The sequence below is a fragment of the Corynebacterium callunae DSM 20147 genome, assembly GCF_000344785.1.
Taxonomy (GTDB): Bacteria; Actinomycetota; Actinomycetes; order Mycobacteriales; family Mycobacteriaceae; genus Corynebacterium; species Corynebacterium callunae.
In genome coordinates this window covers 1,538,750-1,558,691 of the sequence record NC_020506.1, presented here as the reverse complement: position 1 = coordinate 1,558,691, position 19,942 = coordinate 1,538,750, and the positions used below count along the sequence as shown (strand labels likewise).

26 protein-coding genes are annotated in these 19,942 nt (G+C 53.5%); 25 read left to right on the top strand and 1 reads right to left on the bottom strand.

Annotated features, from left to right (window positions below; all coding sequences use genetic code 11):
• Nucleotides 1-6: 6 nt before the first annotated feature.
• From H924_RS07360 to H924_RS07320, 10 genes are all read left to right on the top strand, one after another.
• Nucleotides 7-1,647, top strand: coding sequence for a DUF2800 domain-containing protein (locus H924_RS07360; RefSeq protein ID WP_015651331.1), 1,641 nt, complete (start codon nt 7-9; stop codon nt 1,645-1,647).
• Between the two features lie 13 nt (nt 1,648-1,660).
• Nucleotides 1,661-1,900: a hypothetical protein gene (locus H924_RS07355; protein ID WP_015651330.1), complete on the top strand. Its 240-nt coding sequence runs from the start codon at nt 1,661-1,663 to the stop codon at nt 1,898-1,900.
• Nucleotides 1,897-2,115: a hypothetical protein gene (locus H924_RS07350; protein ID WP_015651329.1), complete on the top strand. Its 219-nt coding sequence runs from the start codon at nt 1,897-1,899 to the stop codon at nt 2,113-2,115. Before H924_RS07355 ends, H924_RS07350 begins: the two co-directional genes overlap by 4 nt.
• A gap of 144 nt (nt 2,116-2,259) precedes the next feature.
• Nucleotides 2,260-2,475, top strand: a complete 216-nt coding sequence (locus H924_RS07345) for a hypothetical protein (protein WP_015651328.1) — start codon at nt 2,260-2,262, stop codon at nt 2,473-2,475.
• 113 nt (nt 2,476-2,588) lie between these two features.
• The gene (locus H924_RS07340; RefSeq protein WP_015651327.1) at nt 2,589-3,179 is read left to right on the top strand and encodes a DUF2815 family protein; all 591 of its coding nucleotides are present in this window, start codon (nt 2,589-2,591) and stop codon (nt 3,177-3,179) included.
• Between the two features lie 132 nt (nt 3,180-3,311).
• On the top strand, nt 3,312-5,834 hold the full coding sequence (locus H924_RS07335; protein ID WP_015651326.1) for a virulence-associated E family protein: 2,523 nt from the start codon (nt 3,312-3,314) through the stop codon (nt 5,832-5,834).
• 261 nt (nt 5,835-6,095) lie between these two features.
• A complete protein-coding gene (locus H924_RS07330; protein WP_245533854.1) occupies nt 6,096-6,410 on the top strand; it encodes a PDDEXK family nuclease in 315 nt (104 codons plus the stop codon).
• On the top strand, nt 6,391-7,749 hold the full coding sequence (locus H924_RS07325) for an SNF2-related protein (RefSeq protein ID WP_029703367.1): 1,359 nt from the start codon (nt 6,391-6,393) through the stop codon (nt 7,747-7,749). The genes H924_RS07330 and H924_RS07325 overlap by 20 nt, the downstream gene beginning before the upstream one ends.
• A complete protein-coding gene (locus H924_RS14150; RefSeq protein ID WP_155861938.1) occupies nt 7,746-7,898 on the top strand; it encodes a hypothetical protein in 153 nt (50 codons plus the stop codon). Before H924_RS07325 ends, H924_RS14150 begins: the two co-directional genes overlap by 4 nt.
• Nucleotides 7,898-8,506, top strand: a complete 609-nt coding sequence (locus H924_RS07320; RefSeq protein ID WP_015651323.1) for a hypothetical protein — start codon at nt 7,898-7,900, stop codon at nt 8,504-8,506. Before H924_RS14150 ends, H924_RS07320 begins: the two co-directional genes overlap by 1 nt.
• A 394-nt stretch (nt 8,507-8,900) precedes the next feature.
• Here H924_RS07320 and H924_RS07315 read toward each other — a convergent pair whose 3' ends face one another.
• Nucleotides 8,901-9,323 (bottom strand): hypothetical protein, encoded by a 423-nt coding sequence (locus H924_RS07315; RefSeq protein WP_015651322.1) that lies wholly within the window; start codon nt 9,321-9,323, stop codon nt 8,901-8,903.
• 54 nt (nt 9,324-9,377) lie between these two features.
• Here H924_RS07315 and H924_RS07310 point away from each other — a divergent pair, with 54 nt between their 5' ends.
• The 15 genes from H924_RS07310 to H924_RS07230 all read left to right on the top strand — a co-directional run bounded on the left by H924_RS07310 (nt 9,378) and on the right by H924_RS07230 (nt 19,896).
• Entirely contained in the window at nt 9,378-9,671 is a 294-nt protein-coding gene (locus H924_RS07310; protein WP_015651321.1) for an HNH endonuclease, read from the top strand.
• A 206-nt stretch (nt 9,672-9,877) separates the two neighbouring features.
• Nucleotides 9,878-10,363, top strand: coding sequence for a phage terminase small subunit (locus tag H924_RS07305; protein WP_015651320.1), 486 nt, complete (start codon nt 9,878-9,880; stop codon nt 10,361-10,363).
• Between the two features lie 23 nt (nt 10,364-10,386).
• Nucleotides 10,387-12,003 (top strand): hypothetical protein, encoded by a 1,617-nt coding sequence (locus H924_RS07300; RefSeq protein ID WP_015651319.1) that lies wholly within the window; start codon nt 10,387-10,389, stop codon nt 12,001-12,003.
• Nucleotides 12,000-13,616, top strand: coding sequence for a hypothetical protein (locus H924_RS07295; protein WP_015651318.1), 1,617 nt, complete (start codon nt 12,000-12,002; stop codon nt 13,614-13,616). Before H924_RS07300 ends, H924_RS07295 begins: the two co-directional genes overlap by 4 nt.
• Before the next feature lie 2 nt (nt 13,617-13,618).
• Nucleotides 13,619-14,425 (top strand): VG15 protein, encoded by an 807-nt coding sequence (locus H924_RS07290; RefSeq protein ID WP_015651317.1) that lies wholly within the window; start codon nt 13,619-13,621, stop codon nt 14,423-14,425.
• Nucleotides 14,426-14,540: 115 nt separating this feature from the next.
• Nucleotides 14,541-15,128: a hypothetical protein gene (locus H924_RS07285; RefSeq protein WP_015651316.1), complete on the top strand. Its 588-nt coding sequence runs from the start codon at nt 14,541-14,543 to the stop codon at nt 15,126-15,128.
• A complete protein-coding gene (locus tag H924_RS07280) occupies nt 15,129-15,500 on the top strand; it encodes a hypothetical protein (protein WP_015651315.1) in 372 nt (123 codons plus the stop codon).
• A gap of 2 nt (nt 15,501-15,502) precedes the next feature.
• The gene (locus H924_RS07275) at nt 15,503-16,531 is read left to right on the top strand and encodes a major capsid protein (RefSeq protein WP_015651314.1); all 1,029 of its coding nucleotides are present in this window, start codon (nt 15,503-15,505) and stop codon (nt 16,529-16,531) included.
• Between the two features lies 1 nt (nt 16,532).
• Nucleotides 16,533-16,742 (top strand): hypothetical protein, encoded by a 210-nt coding sequence (locus H924_RS07270; RefSeq protein ID WP_015651313.1) that lies wholly within the window; start codon nt 16,533-16,535, stop codon nt 16,740-16,742.
• A 317-nt stretch (nt 16,743-17,059) separates the two neighbouring features.
• A complete protein-coding gene (locus H924_RS07260) occupies nt 17,060-17,431 on the top strand; it encodes a hypothetical protein (protein ID WP_035107821.1) in 372 nt (123 codons plus the stop codon).
• The gene (locus H924_RS07255) at nt 17,428-17,634 is read left to right on the top strand and encodes a hypothetical protein (RefSeq protein WP_015651310.1); all 207 of its coding nucleotides are present in this window, start codon (nt 17,428-17,430) and stop codon (nt 17,632-17,634) included. The genes H924_RS07260 and H924_RS07255 overlap by 4 nt, the downstream gene beginning before the upstream one ends.
• A gap of 207 nt (nt 17,635-17,841) precedes the next feature.
• Nucleotides 17,842-18,204, top strand: coding sequence for a hypothetical protein (locus H924_RS07245; RefSeq protein WP_015651308.1), 363 nt, complete (start codon nt 17,842-17,844; stop codon nt 18,202-18,204).
• Between the two features lie 46 nt (nt 18,205-18,250).
• Complete coding sequence (locus H924_RS07240; RefSeq protein WP_015651307.1) at nt 18,251-18,853, top strand: hypothetical protein; 603 nt, start codon at nt 18,251-18,253, stop codon at nt 18,851-18,853.
• Between the two features lie 180 nt (nt 18,854-19,033).
• Nucleotides 19,034-19,507: a hypothetical protein gene (locus tag H924_RS07235; protein ID WP_015651306.1), complete on the top strand. Its 474-nt coding sequence runs from the start codon at nt 19,034-19,036 to the stop codon at nt 19,505-19,507.
• Between the two features lie 104 nt (nt 19,508-19,611).
• Nucleotides 19,612-19,896 (top strand): hypothetical protein, encoded by a 285-nt coding sequence (locus H924_RS07230; protein ID WP_015651305.1) that lies wholly within the window; start codon nt 19,612-19,614, stop codon nt 19,894-19,896.
• Nucleotides 19,897-19,942 lie beyond the last annotated feature (46 nt).

Below are 19,942 nucleotides of genomic sequence, written 5' to 3'. Positions count from 1 at the left end.
CTACCCATGACCTATCTTCCTCAGCTGTCGGGGTCATTCACCCCAGCAGACCGCGAAACAATCCAAACCAACATCGCCATCCACCACCTCACCCACGTCCGCACCAAAGCCGGTGATGTATGGCGAGTCCGCACTCCACTGAATGAAAAATCAGTCCCTCTCAATGATGCGTCAGCACCACCCAGTAAAACCCGGGTGACTTATGAGCAGGTGGAGTCCTTCGGCATCACACAAAAACAAGCGGAATCTGCTCTCGACGATGTCGTCAAAGACCTCACTGACAGTGGGGTAACCATCACTATCAGCCCCAGCTCACACCGAGCGCTAGGAGAGGTCACTCAAGCCGTCGCCAACTCGGTTGAGCGTGTCACAGGGGCCAGCCCTATTGAGACGCCAGCAGCAGGGCAGGCAACTGTTGCACAACATGAAAAAGTTGCCCCTACCCAGCAGGTCAACGATTCGGAATCTCCGAATAGTTCACCACAGCATGGGGGCCGGGCTCACGCAATCCTCTCCGCCAGTGGCGCATCACGTTGGCTCAACTGCCCACCCTCAGCACGCCTCGAAGAACACCACCCCGACACAACCAGCGACGCCGCCGATCAAGGAACAGCAGCCCACGAACTCGCAGAACACAAACTCCGCCAACTCCAAGGCCTGCCCACCACAAGGCCAAAGTCACCGTGGCACGACGAAGAAATGGACGACTACACCGACGCCTACGCCGACTGTGTCATGGCAGAACTCGAAGCAGCAAAGCAAAACAGCCCCGCAGCGTTCCTCTCCATTGAAGAACGTCTCGACTTCTCCCACATCGTCCCAGATGGCTTCGGCACCGGAGACGCCGTCATCATCGCTGACGACACAGCCATCATCATCGACTTGAAATACGGCAAAGGCGTCGAAGTCTCAGCGGTGGAGAATCCCCAGATGAAGCTCTACGCACTCGGCGCACTGCACCTCTACGGCATGATCTACAACATCCAAAAAATCAAAATGGTGATCTTCCAACCACGAAGAAACAACACCAGCATCTTCGAAACCACCGTCACAGACCTCCTCACCTGGGCAGAAACTGTAGTGAAACCAACCGCCGAGCTCGCCATGGCAGGGGAGGGGCAACTTACCCCGGGCAGCTGGTGCGGCTTCTGCAAACATGCACCACAATGCACCGCACTGGCTGCCCAGCACTTCCAAGCAATCCCCACCACAAGCGCAACCAGCCTGGAACCAACAACACCTGCACCGGACACTCTCACTGACCAGCAAATAGCACAGGTCATTGAGCACTCCGCTGCGATTAAGAAGTGGCTCACCAGTGTCGAAAAGCACGCGCTCACGCAAGCCCATAACGGCCACACCTACCCAGGCCTGAAATTGGTCGAGGGTAGGTCGGTGCGGAAGTGGAAAGACGAACACAAAGTCGCCGAAATCGCCGAAGCTCACGGCATTGACCCATGGCAGAAAAAACTCATCGGTATCACTGACATGACGAAACTCATGGGCAAAAAAGAATTCACTGAGCAGCTAGGGGACTGCCTGATCAAACCAGAAGGCGCACCCACCCTCGTCCCAGAGTCAGACCCTAGGCCTGCACTCACCCCAGACAATGCCGAAACGTACTTCGTCGCTATCGAAGCCGCATAAAAGGAACCCTCACATGGCACATCTCACCATCACCTTCGACCTCGAAAACCCCGAAGAATTCAACCTCAACGGCGACGTCACAGGCCTTGCCCAGATCGACATCCTCAGGGGAGTCTGCAACCTCGTCCACGCCACTATCAACCTCTTCATCGACGAGAACCTACACGACGCTGCCTACGACTTGGCCATCTCAATGATTCAAGACAGCCACGCAATCAATATCACCGACACATCAGGAGATACCCCAGCATGACCATCGCACACTCATTCACCGAAGACGACCTACAAGAAGGAGAAACACTCACCACAAACGGCAACATCATCCGCGGCGACTACACCATCATCCGACAAAACGGAGGCTACCGACTCCTCCAAAACTTCGACGAACACAAGCTCTCACGCATCCACCAAAAATCCCTCAAACAAATGCGGCAAAAAGTCGACTCACTCCACAAAATAATGCGCTAACCATGACCGGATTCACCATCACCACCAGACTCGGGCGCGTATACGTCCGCTTCGGAGAAAAGGCGTACCGGCTCACACCTGAAGCAGCGGAACGCCTCGCCGTAAAAATCTACGATGCCTCACGGCAAGCAGGAGGAGAACTCAATGCCCACCCCCTTCATCGTCAAACAGACAGGTGACCACATCTTGCTTGGATTCCAAGAAGATGGAGTCCAACAACTCACACCAGAAGAAGCAGGGAGACTTGCCTACCTACTGGTAGAAGCAAAAATCCAAGCAGAACACGCAGCAAGTCAACACCAAGGCTCAATGCATGAGCCGACCTGGAACCACCTGCTGGACACAATCATCAACAAATAATCACAATCCACGCCGCTGGTCGATGAAGATTAACCGGCACCACACCCCGAAACCACCCCGCACCCGTGAGGTGGTTTTTCTCAACCCTCAACGTCCCGAAAGGACACACCCACATGGCAACCACCAACCGCGACGTCACCATCTACGGACGCCTCAGCTTCGCACACCTCTTCACCCCACAAGCGCCCAATGACCAAGCAGAACCCAAATACTCAGCAACCATCCTCATCCCCAAAACCGACACCGAAACAATCCAACGCATCCAAGCTGCGATCCAAGCAGCCGTCACCGACGCCGTCGACCGACGCACCTTCAAACAACCCATCGACCCAGCACACACCAAATACCCACCGCTACGCGACGGAGACTCACTCACCGACAGTGGGGAAGCACGAGGCCCAGAATTCGCCGGTCACTACTTCATCGCCGCGAAAGCCTCCACCAAGCGCAAGCCCTTCGTCGTCGACGGAGCACTCCAGCCCATCATCGACGAATCAGAAATCTACTCCGGCGCATACTGCAACTTCGCCATCCAGTTCTACGGCTACGAAAACTCCGGCAACAAAGGCATCTCCGCATCCTTAATCGGAGTGCAAAAAGCCAAGGACGGCGAACGCCTCGGCGGGCCAGCACTCGAAGCGACCGATGTGTTCTCCACCCTCGGCGGCCAAGCCCCACCCGCTGCCGGAAACCTCGGCTTCTAAACCGGTACCTAAGTTCTAAAAGTTCTAAAACATCTAAGGCCCCGCCAGTGACTACTCCCACCAGCGGGGCCTTACCCAAACTTCCCACAACTAAATACACCCCAACCCACCGACCCAGAAAGAGGCACCACAATGCGCCAACAAAGAGAACTAAAAATCAGCACCGCACCACGGCGCACCAGCACCCACTGGAACAACAAAACAACCGACAAACAAGCCCTCATCAACCAACTCTGCCAACCCCAACCCATCAACCACACCGTTGACCAATACCACTCGCTACCCAAAGGTGAGAAAGACCAAGCAAAAGACGTCGGAGGATACGTCGGCGGACACCTCAAAGAAGGCATCCGCAGAAAAGGCCACGCCTACACACGCAGCTTCATCACCCTCGACCTCGACGAAGCACCCCTAGACCTCATCGACAAACTCCACACAACCTGGAGCCACGCATGGTTCGCCACCACCACAGCCTCACATACCCCACAAAACCCACGCTGGCGCATCATCATCTGGCTCACCCGAGACATCACCAGCGACGAATACAGCGCAATCGCACGCAAACTCGCACAACAAATCAACCCCGACCTCACCTGGATCGACCCCACCACCTACCAAGCAGAACGATTCATGTACTGGTCAGCCACCTGCACAGACGGCGAATTCCTCACAGCAACCAGCCCAAAAGAAGCTGCCGACCTCGACCCAGACACCATCCTCAACACCTACGACAATTGGCAAGACCTCACCACCTGGCCAGGAGTCTCCACAGAAGAAGCCAGGCGCATCCAACACGCCGGAACCCACGTCGAAGACCCACGCACCAAACCCGGCATCATCGGAGCCTTCAACCGCGCCTACACAATCACCCAAGCAATCCACACATTCCTCCCCGAAATCTACAAACCAGGCACCACCAAAAACCGCTACACCTACACCGGTGGCTCAAGCAGCAACGGCCTCATCATCTACGACAACGGACTCCACGCCTACTCCCAACACGCCACCGACCCCGCATCAGAGCAGATGGTCAACGCCTTCGACCTCGTCAGAATCCACCTCCACGGACATCTCGACACTGACACCAAACCAAACACTCCCATCAACAAACTCCCCTCATACCAAGCCATGACAGACCACGCACTCGGAGACCACAAAACAAAACAAGAAAACGCCGCAGAAACCGCCCAAAAAATCCGCAGCATGTTCACCCCAATCCCGCAACAAACACCAACAGCAGGGGCGAAGGAGCCACCCACAGAACCCCTGACAGCAGAAGATGAAGAACCAACCAATGACACCTTCGACTGGCTCACCACCCTCGACACCAAACGCGACGGAGGATTCGCCGACACCCTCAAAAACTTCACGACCATCTTTACCCACGACCCCCGCTACAACCACCTCAGCTGGAACGCACACAAAGAAACACTCACAGTCCAAGACCCCCAAGCACTGCCCTGGAAACAAACAAAACCAGGATGGACAACCAACGACCTAGCTCAACTCCACACAAGCATCGAAGAAAACTACAAAGGACTCTACGCACCCACAAAAGTAGAAACAGCCCTCCTCGCAACCGCCAGCGACAGATCATTCCACCCCGTCCGCGACTACTTCAACAACCTCCTCACATGGGACGGAATACCCAGACTCGACACCCTCCTCATCGACTACCTCGGAGCACAAGACACCCCCTACATCAGAGCAATCACCAGAAAAACCCTCATCGCAGCAATCCGAAGAACCTTCCGACCAGGAACCAAATTCGACACAGTCCTCGTCCTCGCAGGCCCCCAAGGCGCAGGCAAATCAACCATCTTCGCCAAACTCGCCGGAGAATGGTTTTCCGACTCACTCACCATCACCGACATGAAAGACAAAACCGGCGCAGAAAAACTCGCCGGAGTCCTCATCATGGAACTCGCCGAACTCGCCGGCATGCGAAAAATGGACGCCGAAACACTCAAAGGCTTCATCTCCCGCACGGACGATAAATACCGCCCTGCATTCGGACGCACCGTTGAAGAACACCCACGCCAAGGAATCATCGTCGGCTCCACCAACGCCAAAGAAGGCTTCCTCCGCGACGCAACCGGAGGCCGCAGATTTTGGGTAGCAGACGTCACAGGCAACGGAATCCAAAAAACCTGGGACATGGATCCCTACACAATCGACCAAATCTGGGCAGAAGCCATCACCCATGAAAAGAAAGGAGAAGTCCTCTACCTCGAAGGCGAAATCGCAGAAACAGCCATGCACCACCAAAAAGAAGCCATCGAAGCAGACGATCGCGTAGGACTCGTCATGGACTACCTCGCAAGAGCATTACCACCCTCATGGGAAGAACTCCCACTCGCGGCACGAATCCAATGGCTTGACTCAGAAAGCCTGCCATCAATGTACGACAACAGCATCGACTGGAATAAAGGCGTCATCGCCCGCGACAGCGTATCCAAAATTGAAATCTGGGCAGAGTGCTTCAAACGCAGACCAGAAGACATGGAACGCGCAGACTCCCACGCAATTAGTTCCATCATGGCGCAGATCGACGGATGGCAAGACAACGGCACACGCAAGCGAGTCGGCCCCTACGGACGGCAGCGAGTCTTCGACAAAGTAGGCGTCGATATCCGAAAACTCGCGACTGGGTGAAAACCTGGGACAAAGTGCGGGACAACATGGATTTAGATCTTGTCCACCCCTGGACAAGATAAAACCCCAAAATCTTGTCCAAGGCTTGTCCCAGGAGCTTGTCCCAGGCGTTAGCCCAGCTAAACCTATAAAAATAACCCTTTTGGGACAAGCGGACAAGAATTTACTAGCACAATTGGTAGAGCGTTTTAGGGGACTGTACATATTACAAAACACCAGGACAGTCCCTAATCCAGAGACCTCTATAGGGTTTTTTCGATCTTGTCTGTCCCACACCCCATTTTGGAAAGAAAAATGCTAGAACAAAAGATCGAAAAACAACTATTCGAACAAGTACGAAAACGCGGCGGAAAAGCCTACAAACTCACCTCCCCAGGAACCGCAGGCATGCCCGACCGCATGGTCTGCCTCCCCGGAGGACACCTCGCATTCATCGAACTCAAAGCCCCCGGACAAAAACCCCGCCCACTCCAACAAGCCCGCCACAAACAACTCCAACAACTCGGCCAACGCGTCTACACCATCGATGGTGCGCACCAAATCGAGAAAGTCCTCAATGAAATACAAACCACATGACTACCAACAACACGCCATCAACTACATCCAAGAAAAACCCATAGCAGCACTATTCCTATCAATGGGACTCGGCAAAACCATCATCACCCTCACCGCCCTCAACACCATGATGAACAACCACTTCACCGTGGTCCGCCCCCTCATCATCGCCCCACTCCGCGTCGCACGAGACACCTGGCCAGAAGAACTCCACAAATGGGACCACCTCCAACACCTCACCATGTCCACCATCGTCGGAACCCCCACCCAACGCGCCCAAGCGCTTAACACCAAAGCAGACATCTACGTCATCAACCGAGAAAACATCCCCTGGCTAGTCAAAGAAGTGGGCACTGACTGGCCGTTCGACACCGTCATCATCGACGAACTCTCCAGCTTCAAATCCCACCAATCCCAACGCTTCAAAGCACTCAAAGCAATCAGACCCAAAATCACAAGAATCATCGGCCTCACAGGAACCCCGGCGCCCAACAGTCTCCTCGACCTATGGGCGCCTTTTCGTATCCTCGACGAAGGCAAACGCCTCGGCACAACCATCGGCACCTACCGAGACACCTACTTCAAACCAGGACGCAGAAACGGTCACGTCATCTTCGAATGGACACTCAGACCAGGCGCCGACAAAGCAATCCACGAACGCATCTCCGACATCACCCTGTCCATGACCGCACTCGACCACCTCACCATGCCACCCCTCACACACATCGACCGTGTCGCAACTATGGACAAAAAAGCACACACCACTTACACCCAACTCAAAACCGACATGGTCACCGACATCGGCGACGACACCATCATTGCCGACAGTGCAGGAGTACTATCTGGAAAACTCCTCCAGCTCGCCAGTGGCGCAATCTACAACGACGACGGCAGCCACACCATCATTCATGATGCGAAGCTCGACGTCCTCGACGACATCATCGAGGAAGCCCAAGGCGACAACATCCTCCTGGCGTACTGGTTCAAACATGAACTCGCCCGACTCAAAGCCAGATACCCCCAGGGCAGGCTTCTCGACACCGATCAGGACATGGCGGACTGGAAAGCCGGAAACATTCTCCTCGGCTTCATCCACCCAGCCTCGGCAGGCCATGGCCTTAACCTCCAATCCGGAGGGCACATCATGGTCTGGCTCACCACACCCTGGTCACTGGAACTCTACGAACAAGCCAACGCGAGGTTGTTCCGACAGGGGCAGGACAAGCCAGTCACCATCATTCGCATCATCACCAAAAACACCATCGACGAACATGTCACCCAAGCCTTGGAAAAGAAAGACGTCACCCAAGCAGCACTCATCAAAGCAGTCAAAGCGCAACTCGAAGGAATCTCACCATGACCACACCTAACGTTCTCGCGCACTGGATTGTTCTCACCCCAGAAGCAGACGACTACCAACTCAACTGCTCCTGCGGGTGGTGCGACCATGCCACCGACTGGGATCACGCAGTCACCCTCGCCAACGCACACAAGAAAGGTAATGATTAATGATTGATGAAAACACGCTTCGCAAAGACCTCACCTGGCTAGAGCAACTCCTCTACGAACTGGAGGAAGCAAAGCATCTGTCGAAGGCAAGTCCTGAGATCAGGAACATGCACAACACTGGGGGCCGCCCATCGACACCAGGAAACATCGACGCCATGGATTTGAATTGGTTGGTGGAGAAAGAGATCCGGGCATGGTGTTTCACCATCATTGATAGCGTCGATGACCCGAAACCAATACCGGTTAAAGATTCGCCTTGTGTCCATCTTGTGGAGTGGTTGTTGATGTACCCGTATTACATCGCTGAGTATTTCGATGGTGAGGCTTTCTTTGGTGATCTTCGGCATTGGATTCACCAAGTCGAAGACCTTGTGGGTAGAGGCAAGGATGCTGCTGAGTTGGCGAAGCTTCCGGAGAAGCGTCAGGATGCCGCGCATATCGTCCGGAGAATGAGTAACCGTGGGTGGGTGATCAGTGAGGATCAGGTGAGGAAGTGGGCGGAGCGTGGGCACATTACTCGCCAGGAGCTGCCGTCAAAGCGTGGGGGTTATTTGCTGACTGAGGTGATGGGGTATTTGTATGCGCGAGAAGTTGTGGAAACTTCCTGACCTGCACTGTCCGAAAGTGTGGTATACTCGACGACGACGATACCGCGCACTCGAAAACAATTCGGGCAGCGCGGTTTTGTTATGCCTGGGTTAAATGGTCTTCGCGCTTCTTCCACAAGCGTCACCCTCGGGTAGCCCCATCCGCACATGGGGCTGGTGATGCTGCCCAGCTGATCTTCCACACATCACATGGCAATCCCGCCAAATGACTAATGGGCTTATTAGCGTGGTGTGTGGGCTCTATCTTCTGCTCACTGGGTGGACACATTTTAGGCAATTCCGCCATTCCATCTGGTTTCACGCTGCCCAGTGAGCAGGACAACTACATAACCGGCACGGTGCTGGCGGAGCGTGACAAGCATCCCCCCAGGTGCAAGGCCTGGGCACGCACAACTTAACTCTTTGAGGCGTAGCCAATCAGAGTGAACTCCTCAGCGTCCTCATCAAACGAACGCTCAAGAGCCGTCCCGGATACATCATCACGCAAGGTGATGTGGCACGTCCCATCAGTAGGTACAGCAAAGACAGTCAATGTGGCAGAGGGAAAGTCCGCAAGGCCATAAGAATGCTTGTAGCTTTCAACATCGCCCATTGCGCCGCCAAGGTCACTCGAGATCAGCACATCCTCCATCTTGTCATTATCTCCCCACTTCACCCCGAGAGCGAGGGCACTGGCATCATCACACCATGCTTCAAGCCGGAAGCCAGCGTCGGCGCCTGTCGAGGTGAGCTCACCATCGAGAGATTCGGTAGAGCAGGCCGAGAGTGTCATAGCTACGGCCAGGGCAGTAGCTGCTGCAGGTTTGAAGTTTGTCATGGATTAAGTACATCACGACGTATGCGTTGACGCATGAGAAATGGGGGACTGATTATGGCTTGGGTGAAGGGGAATAAGGCGCATACGTCGAAGCCGGAGCGTGATCGGATCCTTGCTCGTGATGAATATCAGTGCCAGATCAGAGGTATTGGGTGTCTTGGCGAAGCGTCCGAGGTTGATCATATTGATAACACTCGGAATGCGAATTATTGGCGCGATAGCAACAAGCAGGCTGTGTGTCCGGTGTGTCATAAGGTGAAGACTCAGCGTGAGGCTACGGAGGCGCGTGCTGCTCGTCGGGCGCGTGGGTTGTATCCAGTTGAGAAGCACCCAGGTTTGATCGCATAGCGAACATATAGGGAAAACTTTTTGAACACCCAGGGGGAGACCCCCTTGGCGCGGTCAAAGTTGGCGCGGAAGGCAATGTTGCTCGCAGTCTGCAACAGTCTGGCGTTTCAGGCAGCAAACAATACACACGTTTTAATAGGCCAGGCAGATAACTAAATATAGAGCTTTAAACCCGTCGAAAAATGGAACTTCGCAGGAGGTGGGAGATGGCAGGCAGAGGCCCCGCCCCCGGTGACGCTGAGAAAGCTTCTCGCCCTAGTAACCGTAAGAAACGCCAGGCCGGCACTCGCATCATTCAAATCAATCCAACGGAACAGCCAGCGCTGCCAACGTTTTATGTTGATGTCACTGATGATGACGGCAACGTGAAGAAGAAAAAGTTTGTGTGGCCTGCTGCAACGAAGCGTTGGTGGGCAATGTGGGCAGAGTCCCCATTGTCTAGGGATTTCACGGACAATGACTGGTCGGAGCTTTTGGACACTGCGTTGGTTCATGCGCGTCATTGGTCAGGTGATTCGAAGGCTGCTGCGGAGCTTCGGATTCGTGCGGCTAAGTTTGGTGCGACTCCGGAGGATCGTGCTCGTTTGAAGATTGTGTTTGCTCAGGCTGATGTGGCTGATGAGCGTCGTCGTTCTTCTAAGTCTGGTGCTGATCGTCGTGGCCCGTATGGGGGTTTGAAGGCGGTCGATTAATTTTCGGGAAGGGGTAGATATTTGTGCCCTGGAAACCGGAATATGAGGGCGAGTTTCCAACGTTGGGTTGGGAAATGCTTGATTGGTATACAGACATGCTTGCTCGGCCTGACCGTGGTGAGTATGAGCCATTGGTGTTGACCCCTGAGCAGGCGAAGTTTGTTCTTGATTTTTATCGGCTTGATCCTCGGACTGGGCGGTTTGTTTATCGTTCGGCGATTTTGTCGAGGGCTAAGAAGTGGGGCAAGTCTCCACTGACCGGTGCTGTTGGCATTGGTGAAGCTTTGGGACCGGTGTTGTTTGACGGATGGGATTCTAAAGGCCGTCCAGTGGGGAAGCCTTGGTTGGATGTGATGACTCCTTTGGTTCAGTTCGCTGCGACAGAGGAGGGGCAGGCGTTGAATGCGTTCAATCCGATGTTGGAGATGATTCGCTTGGGGCCTGTGATGGATTATTACGATGTGGATCCGATGGATTCTTTTGTGGCTTTACCTCGTGGCCGGATTGAGTACATTACTTCTGCTGGTCGGTCTAAAGAGGGGCAGCGTCCGGTTTTTGTGGCGTTGGATCAGACGGAGTCATGGGACAATGCGCAGTCCCGGTATTTGGCTGAGGTTGTGCGTCGTAATCTTTCTGGTACTGGTGGGCGGTCTCTTGAAACGCCTAACTCTTATGTTCCTGGTTCCAACTCGGTTGCTGAGGAATCCTTTAAGGTTGCCGAGATGATGGATGAGGGGAAGACGCAGGTCGCCAATATTTTGGTTGATCATCGGGAGGCTCCTGCTGATACTGATCTTTCTGATCGTGAGTCGTTGCGCGCCGGGTTGGTGTATGCCTATGGGGATTCTGCGATCGAGAACGGTGGGTGGCGTGATCTGGAGCCAATCATTGACGATATTTTGAATCCTCGTATGAATCCACAGCATGCTCGGCAGTATTTTCTGAATCAGATTACGCATGCTGCTGATTCTTATGTGTCGCAGCCTGAGCTGAGGGGGATTATTGATCCGTCGAAGAAGATTCATGATGGTGACACGATTGTGCTTGGTTTTGATGGTTCTCGTGGTCGTGTCCGTGGTAAGGCTGATGCGACTGCACTGACCGGGATGCGTGTTGAGGATAAGCATCTTTTTGAGGTTGGTGTGTGGGAGGCTGGTCCGAATGATGGGCAGGATTGGCAGCCGAATGTTTTGGATGTTGATGCTCGTGTTGCGGATTGTTTTGAGCGTTTTAATGTTGTTGGTTTTTATGCTGATCCTTCGGGGTGGACTGGGCAGGTTGCGGGGTGGGAGGCGAAGTATCACCGGTTTTTGCGGGTGAGGGCTTCTCGCTCTGAGCCGATTGCTGCGTGGCCTCGTGGTAAGGATTCGCGTGTGAGTGAGATGGTGGAGAAGTTGAGGGAGGCGATTGTGGCTGGTGAGGTTTCGATGTCGTCGTCTGCTGCGTTGCTGCGCCATTTTTTGAATGCGCGTCGTCGTGCCACCAGGTCAGGTTATTTGCTTTATAAGGATTATCCGGATTCGCCGGACAAGATTGATGCTGTGTATGCGTCGATGTTGGCGTATATGGCGTGTATTGATGCGATTTCAGCGGGTGTTGGTAGGCGTCGTTCGAAGAGGAAGAAGGGGGCGTTTATATGAGTTTGACGAATCTTTTTTCTTCGGGTTCTGCTTCTGAGGATGATTTGTTGGCGGCTGCGCGGATGCAGGTTGCTCGGAATGCTTATCGGAATCGTTTGAAGTCTGCTTTGTACGACGGTAAGGCGCGGGTGCGGAATCTTGAGATAGCGGTTCCTCCTGCGTTGGCTGACATTGGGGTGGTGTCGGATTGGCCGAAGACTGTTGTTGATATTCGCCATGAACGGATGCAGTTCCGTGGGTGGGCGGATGACGGCAAGTTGGGCATGGATCAGGTGTTTACTGATTCTCGTGCTGCTTTGGCGATCTCGGAAGCGACGTTGGATTCAATGACTTGTGGTGTGGCGTTTGTTGCTGCGGATAATTTGGAGTCTCCGGAGTTGACTGCTGCGCACCCATCGATGGCGACGATCCTGTGGGACAACCGGAGGAACCGTCCGGTTGCGGGGTATCGACGCACTGATCCTAATTGGGATGGTTCTTTTTGGGAGTTTTTGTATTTGCCTGGTGAGACGGTGGTCATTGAGTCGTCTGGTGGGAAGTCTGCGACTATTGCTCGGTTGAAGCTTCCTGCTGGGATGTTGGGCATTTCGCGGATTCGGAATCGACTGTCTCCGAAGAAGTGGTCGGGGGCTTCTGAGATCACTCCTGCTGTGGTGTATTACACCCATGCTGCGGTGCGCACCATGCTTGGCATGGAGGTGAATCGTGAGTATTACATCATGCCGAAGCGGTGGGCGATGAATGCTGACATGGAGCTTTTTGGGTTGGATGAAAATTCTTCTCAGGCGGAGAAGAAAGCTGCTCAGTTGAAGGCTGCTGCTGGTGAGATGTTGGCGTTTCCTCCTCCTGAGCCTGGTGATCCTGAGATTAAGGTGGGGGAGTTTAGTTCTGCTTCTCCTGCTCCTTTTGCTGAGCAGTTGCGTGTGTATTCGCAGATGTTGTCTTCTGCTACTGGTATTCCGGCTGCGTATTTGGGTTTTGAGACTGCGAATTTGCCTTCGGGTGATTCGTTGCGTGCGTGGCAGGAGCGTTTGGTTCGTTCTGTGGAGAACATGCAGGAGTTGGCGAATCCGGATTTGATGAACATTGGTATTTTGTTGCATTCGATGTTTGAGGGTGCGGGGTCTGTGGGTTCGTCTGAAGTTGATCGTCGGGCTTTTGCGGGGATTGTTCCTCAGTGGCGTGATGCTTCTTCGCCGACGAAGGCTGCTGATGCTGATGCTGCGACGAAGCTTGCGTCTGCTGGTTTCTTCAGTGCGACGTCTCGTGTTGCGCGTGAGCGTGTGGGGTTGGCTCCTGCTGAGATTGCGAGGCTTGAGGCTGACGATCGTCGGCTGTCTTATCGTCTGCTGGCGCAGCAAGCGTCGAATGGTCAGACGGTGTCTGCGGAGAGTGTGGCTTTGGCTTCTGCTTCTGGTGATGCGTCTGGTGCGGTGAGTATTAATGCTGATGATGTGAAGAAGCAGGCTGATGCGCTTGGTGTGTTGATTCGTGCAGGTGTTGAGCCAGAGGATGCTGCAGCGCGTGTTGGTTTGGGTGATGTTGAGTTCACTGGTGCTGTTCCAACATCGTTGCGTCAGCCGGAGACGGCTGCTGAGGGGCTTGAGGATTAGGTATGACTGCGCCGGTTGTTGATGTTCCTCGTCGTGTTGATTGGGAGACTTTGCGGAGTCAGCTTGATTGGTTGAACACGATGGCTATGCAGGATTTGTATGCTGTGTTTAATCGGTCGTTGGAGATGGATCCTCGTGCTGCTCAGCGGTATTTAGAGGAGGCCGTGGCTGATATTGTGGCTGCATTCGGTGGGGATTCTCGGGTGTTGACTGAGGGGTGGTTGGATGATTTGTTACCGGGGCATGTTCCTCAGACGATTCCTGCTGCCCCGTCGATTGAGCAGATCACTGCGCAGGTGGGGTGGGGGACTGCTCCGATGTTTACCGGCGTCGGTAATTCGTTGGTGCGGTTGTCGAGTGTGGTTCAGCAGCATGTTTTTGGTGCACAGCGTGACACTGTGAAGGCTTTCAGTGTGGATACTGGTTTGCGGTGGGGGCGGATCGCGCGTCTTGATTCGTGTGAGTTTTGCCGAGTGTTGGCTTCTCGTGGAGCTGTGTATGGGTCGGAGTCGAGGGCGCTGCGCGTGGGTATGGCTGGCATGGAGAACCATTATGTGGGTGATGCCGGTACCTTGCGTGGTCGTCGGTTGAAGTCTGGTCGTGTGCGGGGTGAGCAGCAGCATGCGGAGAAATATCACGATCATTGCAGGTGTGTTGTCGCTCCTGCTGGTGGTTCTTTGGAGCTGGGCTTGCCGGATTACACGGAGCGTTTTCAGGAGGAGTATGCAGCTGCGGTGAAGATGCTTCCTGATGGTGAGCCGATCACGATGCAGGCGGTGACTCGTGCCATGCGTGAGTTGCGGAAGTAGTTAGAGCTTTTTGTTGTGCCCCTCATGGGATTGTCCTTGAGGGGTTTTGTTGTGCCCATGCCGCACGGGGTGGGCTTGGTTGACGCGCGGAATGCGTGAGAATAGGAAGTTTTGCATGTTTACACACACTCGCCCATGGCTCCGCTTCATTGAAGGTGCCGTTGATGGTGGCCTGGTGGGGGATGGAGAAATTGCTTCTCCGCAGGAAGACCCAACACTTGATGCCCCTAAGGGGGATGTTGATGGTGGTAAGGGTGATCGAGGTAATGGGGATGATGCCTCTGGTGATGATGCGTGGAAGGCGCATTCTCGTAAGTGGGAGGATCGTGCCCGTAAAAACCTCAAGGATTTAGAGGCAGCTCAGGCGGAGCTTGCTTCCCGCCCAAAGGTCGATGAATTTGAAGCGGCGCGGATGGGTCTTCAAAAGATGCAGAAAGAGAATGCTGTTTTCCGGGGTCTGTTGGCGTTGGATGCTGACAGTAAGGAGATTGGGGTTCTTTTGGATTCGAAGTCTTTTGATGCTGCGGTTGCTGAGCTTGATCCTTCTGATGAGGGGTTTGGTGAGGCGTTGCGGAAGATCTCGGTGGGGGTCTTGCAAAACTTCCGTCCGAAGGTCGAGGGATTTTCTGATAAGAAACCAGCGAGCCGTGGGGATGAGCTTTATGCGCTTTTGCACGGTGAGAAAAAGAATGGAGAAAAGTAAATGAGTTTTATTCCGAAGATTGAAACCCTGGGGTCTGGTGACCAGTCCTGGTTGGGTTCTCGCCATGGTGTTGAGAATGCTCGCACTGTGACCATTGATGCTGCGTCTATCACTGATGTGAAGTATGCAGGCATTGTGAAGGCTGGTATTCCGCTGAAGGTAGGTACTGGCGGGAAGTTTGTTCCGTTGACTGATGCAGCGTTGGATACTCTTGCGGGTTTCCTTTTGACTGATCAGCCAAATGCAGGTGACGACATTGTTGCTCCGATGATTGATCATGGTCGTGTGCGTGTTGATCGTCTTCCTGACCAGGCGCCAGTGATGACTGCTGGTGTTAAGGGTTTGTTTAATCTTGTAGAGAGTGGAGAGTAATCATGCAGCTTTGGACTGATGTTTTTGATCCTGCGGATCTGACTGAATTTGCCCGTAAAACTCTCGAAGAGACTGAGTCTGCGAATGCGAAGGGCAGCCTGACTTCTTTCCTTCCGAATGAGACTGTGGACTCTGTGTCTGTGCGTTTCACTCGTGTGGATAATGGTCTTCCTGAGGTTGCGGAATACCGTGCTTTTGATGCTGAGTCCTCCATTGGTGGTGGCGTGAAGGGTGAGCGTGTCACCATTGATCTGCCTCCTGTGTCTCGTAAGGAGCGCATTGGTGAGCTTGATACTATTTTTGCGGCGTCTAACCCTGGTGTTGAGCTTGCTCAGAAGAAGAGCATTCTGAAGACTGTTGAGCGTGTTGTGCGTTCTGTGTCTGACCGTGTTGAGCTTGAGCGTGCACGTGTTATTCAGACCGGCAGGATTCAGATCAATGACAATGGGTTCATTGTGAATGCGTCGATGGGGCGTCGTACTGAGAATTCCAAGACTGCTGCTGTTTTGTGGTCTGATGCTGATCTGTCCGTTCCTTTGGTGGATATTGAGGCGTGGGTGAATGATTACATCGCTGTGAATGGTACGGCTCCTGCTACCACTATTTTGACTCGTGATGTTGTCTCCACGCTGAAGCGTTCTAAGCAGATTCGTGAAGCTGTTGTTGGTACTTTGGCAGCACCTTCGATCATTTCTGATGCGACTCTGTTTGAGATTCTGCGTGCTGCTGGTCTGCAGAACATCGTCACTTATGACCGTCGTGTCAATGTTGGTGGCACGACTCAGTTGCTGCTTGATTCCAGCAATGTTCTTTTCCTCCCTGAGGCTGAGACTGCTGAGCTTGGTAAGACTGTTTGGGGTCGTACTGCGGAGTCCAATGATCCTGCGTATTCGCTTGGGGAGGCGCCGGGTATTGTTGCTGGCACTTTGAAGCAGGATGATCCTTATGGCATTTGGGCGCGTGCGAATGCTGTTGCGCTTCCTGTCCTGGAGAATCCGAACGCTTCTATGGTTGCGAAGGTGTTGGCATAAGATGGCGAAAATTCGTGAAGATTTTGAGGGTGTGGTTCATGTCCATGCCAAGAGTGGAACTGTTGTTTTGCGTGCTGGTGAGGTGATTCCGCGTGGTGTGAAAGTTGGCGCACATTTGATTCATTCAGAGCAAGCTGCAGAAGCTTCCGGGGAGGCTGATCCGAATCTAGTCGGGGAGGCAAACGATGAGGATGTTAATACCGCTAAGTGACATTGAGGCCAGGGTAGGGGCAATTGATGAGGGGGAAACTCTTGTCATCAGGGATTTGATTGAGGACGCTTCTGCGCTGATTGAGTCTTTTTGCACCCGGGGGGTTCCTAACCCTGTGCCTGATGTTATTCAGCTTGTGTGCCGCCGAATGGTGATGCGTGCGCTGGATGTGAGTTCTAGTGGGTTGCCTACGGGTTTGGACAGTGTGCAAAACAGTGCCGGCCCGTTTGGTCAAACGCTGCAGATGCAGTCGGGTTCCACTGATGGTGGGGCTTGGTTGACGAAGGTGGATCGGAAGATGCTGCGGAGGTGGCGTGGTGGCGCGTTTTCGATCCCGCTCAAATAAGTTTCCTTTGCTTCATGAGGTGACGTTGATCCGGCGTGTTCGGCAGATGGAGCTTGATGAGCTGAACAATGAGGTGTGGGTCGATGAGGAGTTCCCGGAGGCGGTGTTGGTTGCTGGGTGGTCTGTGCCATCGGCTGATGAACCGAAGCTTGCGGGGCATGATCGTCGCACTGTCGACGTTGAGTTGCTGGCCCCTGTTGGTGTGTTTCGGTTGGAGGATGCGGTAAAGCTCCCTGATCGTGAAGACACGCTGGAGGTCGTTGGCGAGCCTGAAAATTATTCTCATGGGCCGTTCGGGTGGGATCCGGGCCTTGAGGTTGTCAATCTGGGTGGTGTGTCATGAGGTGGCTTCTGGTTGAACGTCCTTATGTTGATGCTGATTCTGGCGGCAACGTTGAGGATGCTGTGCAGTGCGTGTGTTTGTCGTTTGATGGTGGGTCGTTGATCTGCTTTGACGATGAGGATATGCGTGTGGTGAAGGTGGCGTTTGGGCCTGGTGGGTGGTTGAGAGCGAGGTGGGCTGAGGATGGCGACGTACAAGTCTAATCGTGCGGGGCTTGAGGAGCTTGCTCGTGGTTCAATCGCGAAGCAACTTGTCGTGGACCATACGGAACGTTTGGCTGCTGCTGCTGGTGATGGGTTTGTTGCAAACTATCAGCAGGGTAAGTCGCGTTTCCGTGGGATTGTTTTTGCTGACACGTGGTCTGCGAAAGCTCGGAATGCGAAGCAGAATACGTTAGTGCGGGTGCTTGGATGATTGTTCCTCCTTCCGCGCAATTGGTTGCTGTGCAGGCCTTGTCCCAGGCGCTGTCTCCGGTGTTGGTGTCGACAAAGATTCCAACACAGAACAGGCCAGCCGAGCACATTGTTGTGTCTCGTATTGGTAGTAGTAGCCCTGAGTTTGGGACGTCGATGCCTCGATTTTTGATTGAGGTTTATGGTGCGACTGAGCTCGCCACTGAGCGACTGGCCGAAAAGGTTCAGCAGGTGTGGTTGGAGCTGCGTACCCATGGGGTGAATTTCACAACGTCCGATTTCAATCTTCAACCTTTTGAAGCACCGGATACATCACATGTCCGATATCAATTCACTGGCGGTCTGCAAATTATTTTGTAGGCCGTTTTTGTTTTACCTGGTCAACACTCTTGAAAGGAATGTTCACATGACCGTTAATGTAATGAATGCCTTTGTTGGTCGCCCACCTATTGAAGGTGGCGTGTTTTATGCCGGCCCTGCCGGCGCTGCACTCCCTACCGATGCGACTACTTTGCCGGGTGCGGAGTTTGAAGATCATGGGGCGGTTGGCCCTGACGGCATCAACGTCACCCAGAACCGTTCAACTTCTGATGAGCGCATGTTCGGCGGTGGAGTGTTCGTTGATCTCCAGACCGAGTTTGATGAGACGGTTGAAGTTGTCCTTATGGAAGATGATAACGACGCGGTCCTGAAGTCTTCTTTTGGTGATGCGAATGTCGTGAAGACTGCAGCAACTGATTCATCTGGCACTACTCGCACGATTTATCACACTGATGAGCAGCTTCCGATTCGTTCTTTCGTGATTCGTACGGCATCTGGTGACAAGAAGAAGACTTACGTCATTGAGCGTGGGCGTGTGTCTACCGTCGTAACCACTCCTGATGCGCATGGTGCGTCTACTAAGCGCACTTTGACCATCAAGACGTTTAAGCCTTTGAACACTGCTCTAAAGGGTGGTCACATTGTGGAGTACCGCAATGATGGTGCGGTTCTTGCTTCTGGTGGCTAAGAGTTCCTAATCCCTGGTGTGGCAGCAGGGGTTAAAAATTTTCTGCCACCTTTTCTCGCCTTGGCTTAATGGGTTTTTCCCTTTGGACCGGGCCGCCTATTTTGCTGAGGCGGGCTTAAACTTCATGGCTCGGTCTGATACTTCTGATAACTAAATTTTTTTTGAAAGGGTCTGGTCCACATGGCTATTCGTATTGATGCTTTTGAGATGATCGAATTTGAAATCCCCACAGGAAAGGGGAGGTTTCAGACGATTGAGCTACCTCCAATGGACTGCTGGACTGCGGGGGACATTGAGAAAATAAACTCGACTTTGGCGCAGCGTCGTGAAGAAGATGCTGAGATCGAGAAGGAACTTCTTGATGAGCTTGACCTTCTTCGTTCCCGTAAGGAAGATAAGGCTGTTATTGATGGTGCAGCTAAGGCGTTAGCTGATCATCGTGCGCGTATTGCGTTGAGCCCGAACAATAACCCCGTTGAGTTGAACCGCTTCCTCCTCAAGTTCTTTAATCCTGCTAAGGCTAAGTCTGAAGCAATTGATGGGTTGGTATCTCGCTACATCAATGAGATTGCGCGTGAGTGGGAGTCACAGTCGGGCATTGATTCGGGAAAATCCGACGACTCCACGGACTCATCTTCCGAGATCAGCGAATAACCGATGCGGTGAGGGTTGACCTGCTGAATATTGGTAGGTCACTGTCGGAGTTGGGTAGGTCTTTGCGATGGACTGACTTGCGGGCATTTTTAGGGTCGTTGGGTGTGGAGTCTAATTTTTGGGCTGCAGTTGCTCCTGAGGTGACTGCTCGTGCTCGGCGTCGTGCCGAGCTGATGAAGATTGATAATCAGCTGTTGATGATGGTGTATGACGCTGTATGGGATACCGCTTATGCGTCGGCTGGGTCTGATCATCGCCCTCAAAGATTGTTGCAGGAATTGTTAGGGCGCATTGAAGGTGGCGCGTCTGTGGCGGTTCCGGAGGTGGTTGATCGTGATGGTCAGGCGCGCAGCGTTGCTGAGAAGCTCAGGAGTGAAGCAAGCGGTTAGTTGGTAAGAATGTTTTAGCCCCGATTGGATGTGGATTCCGGTCGGG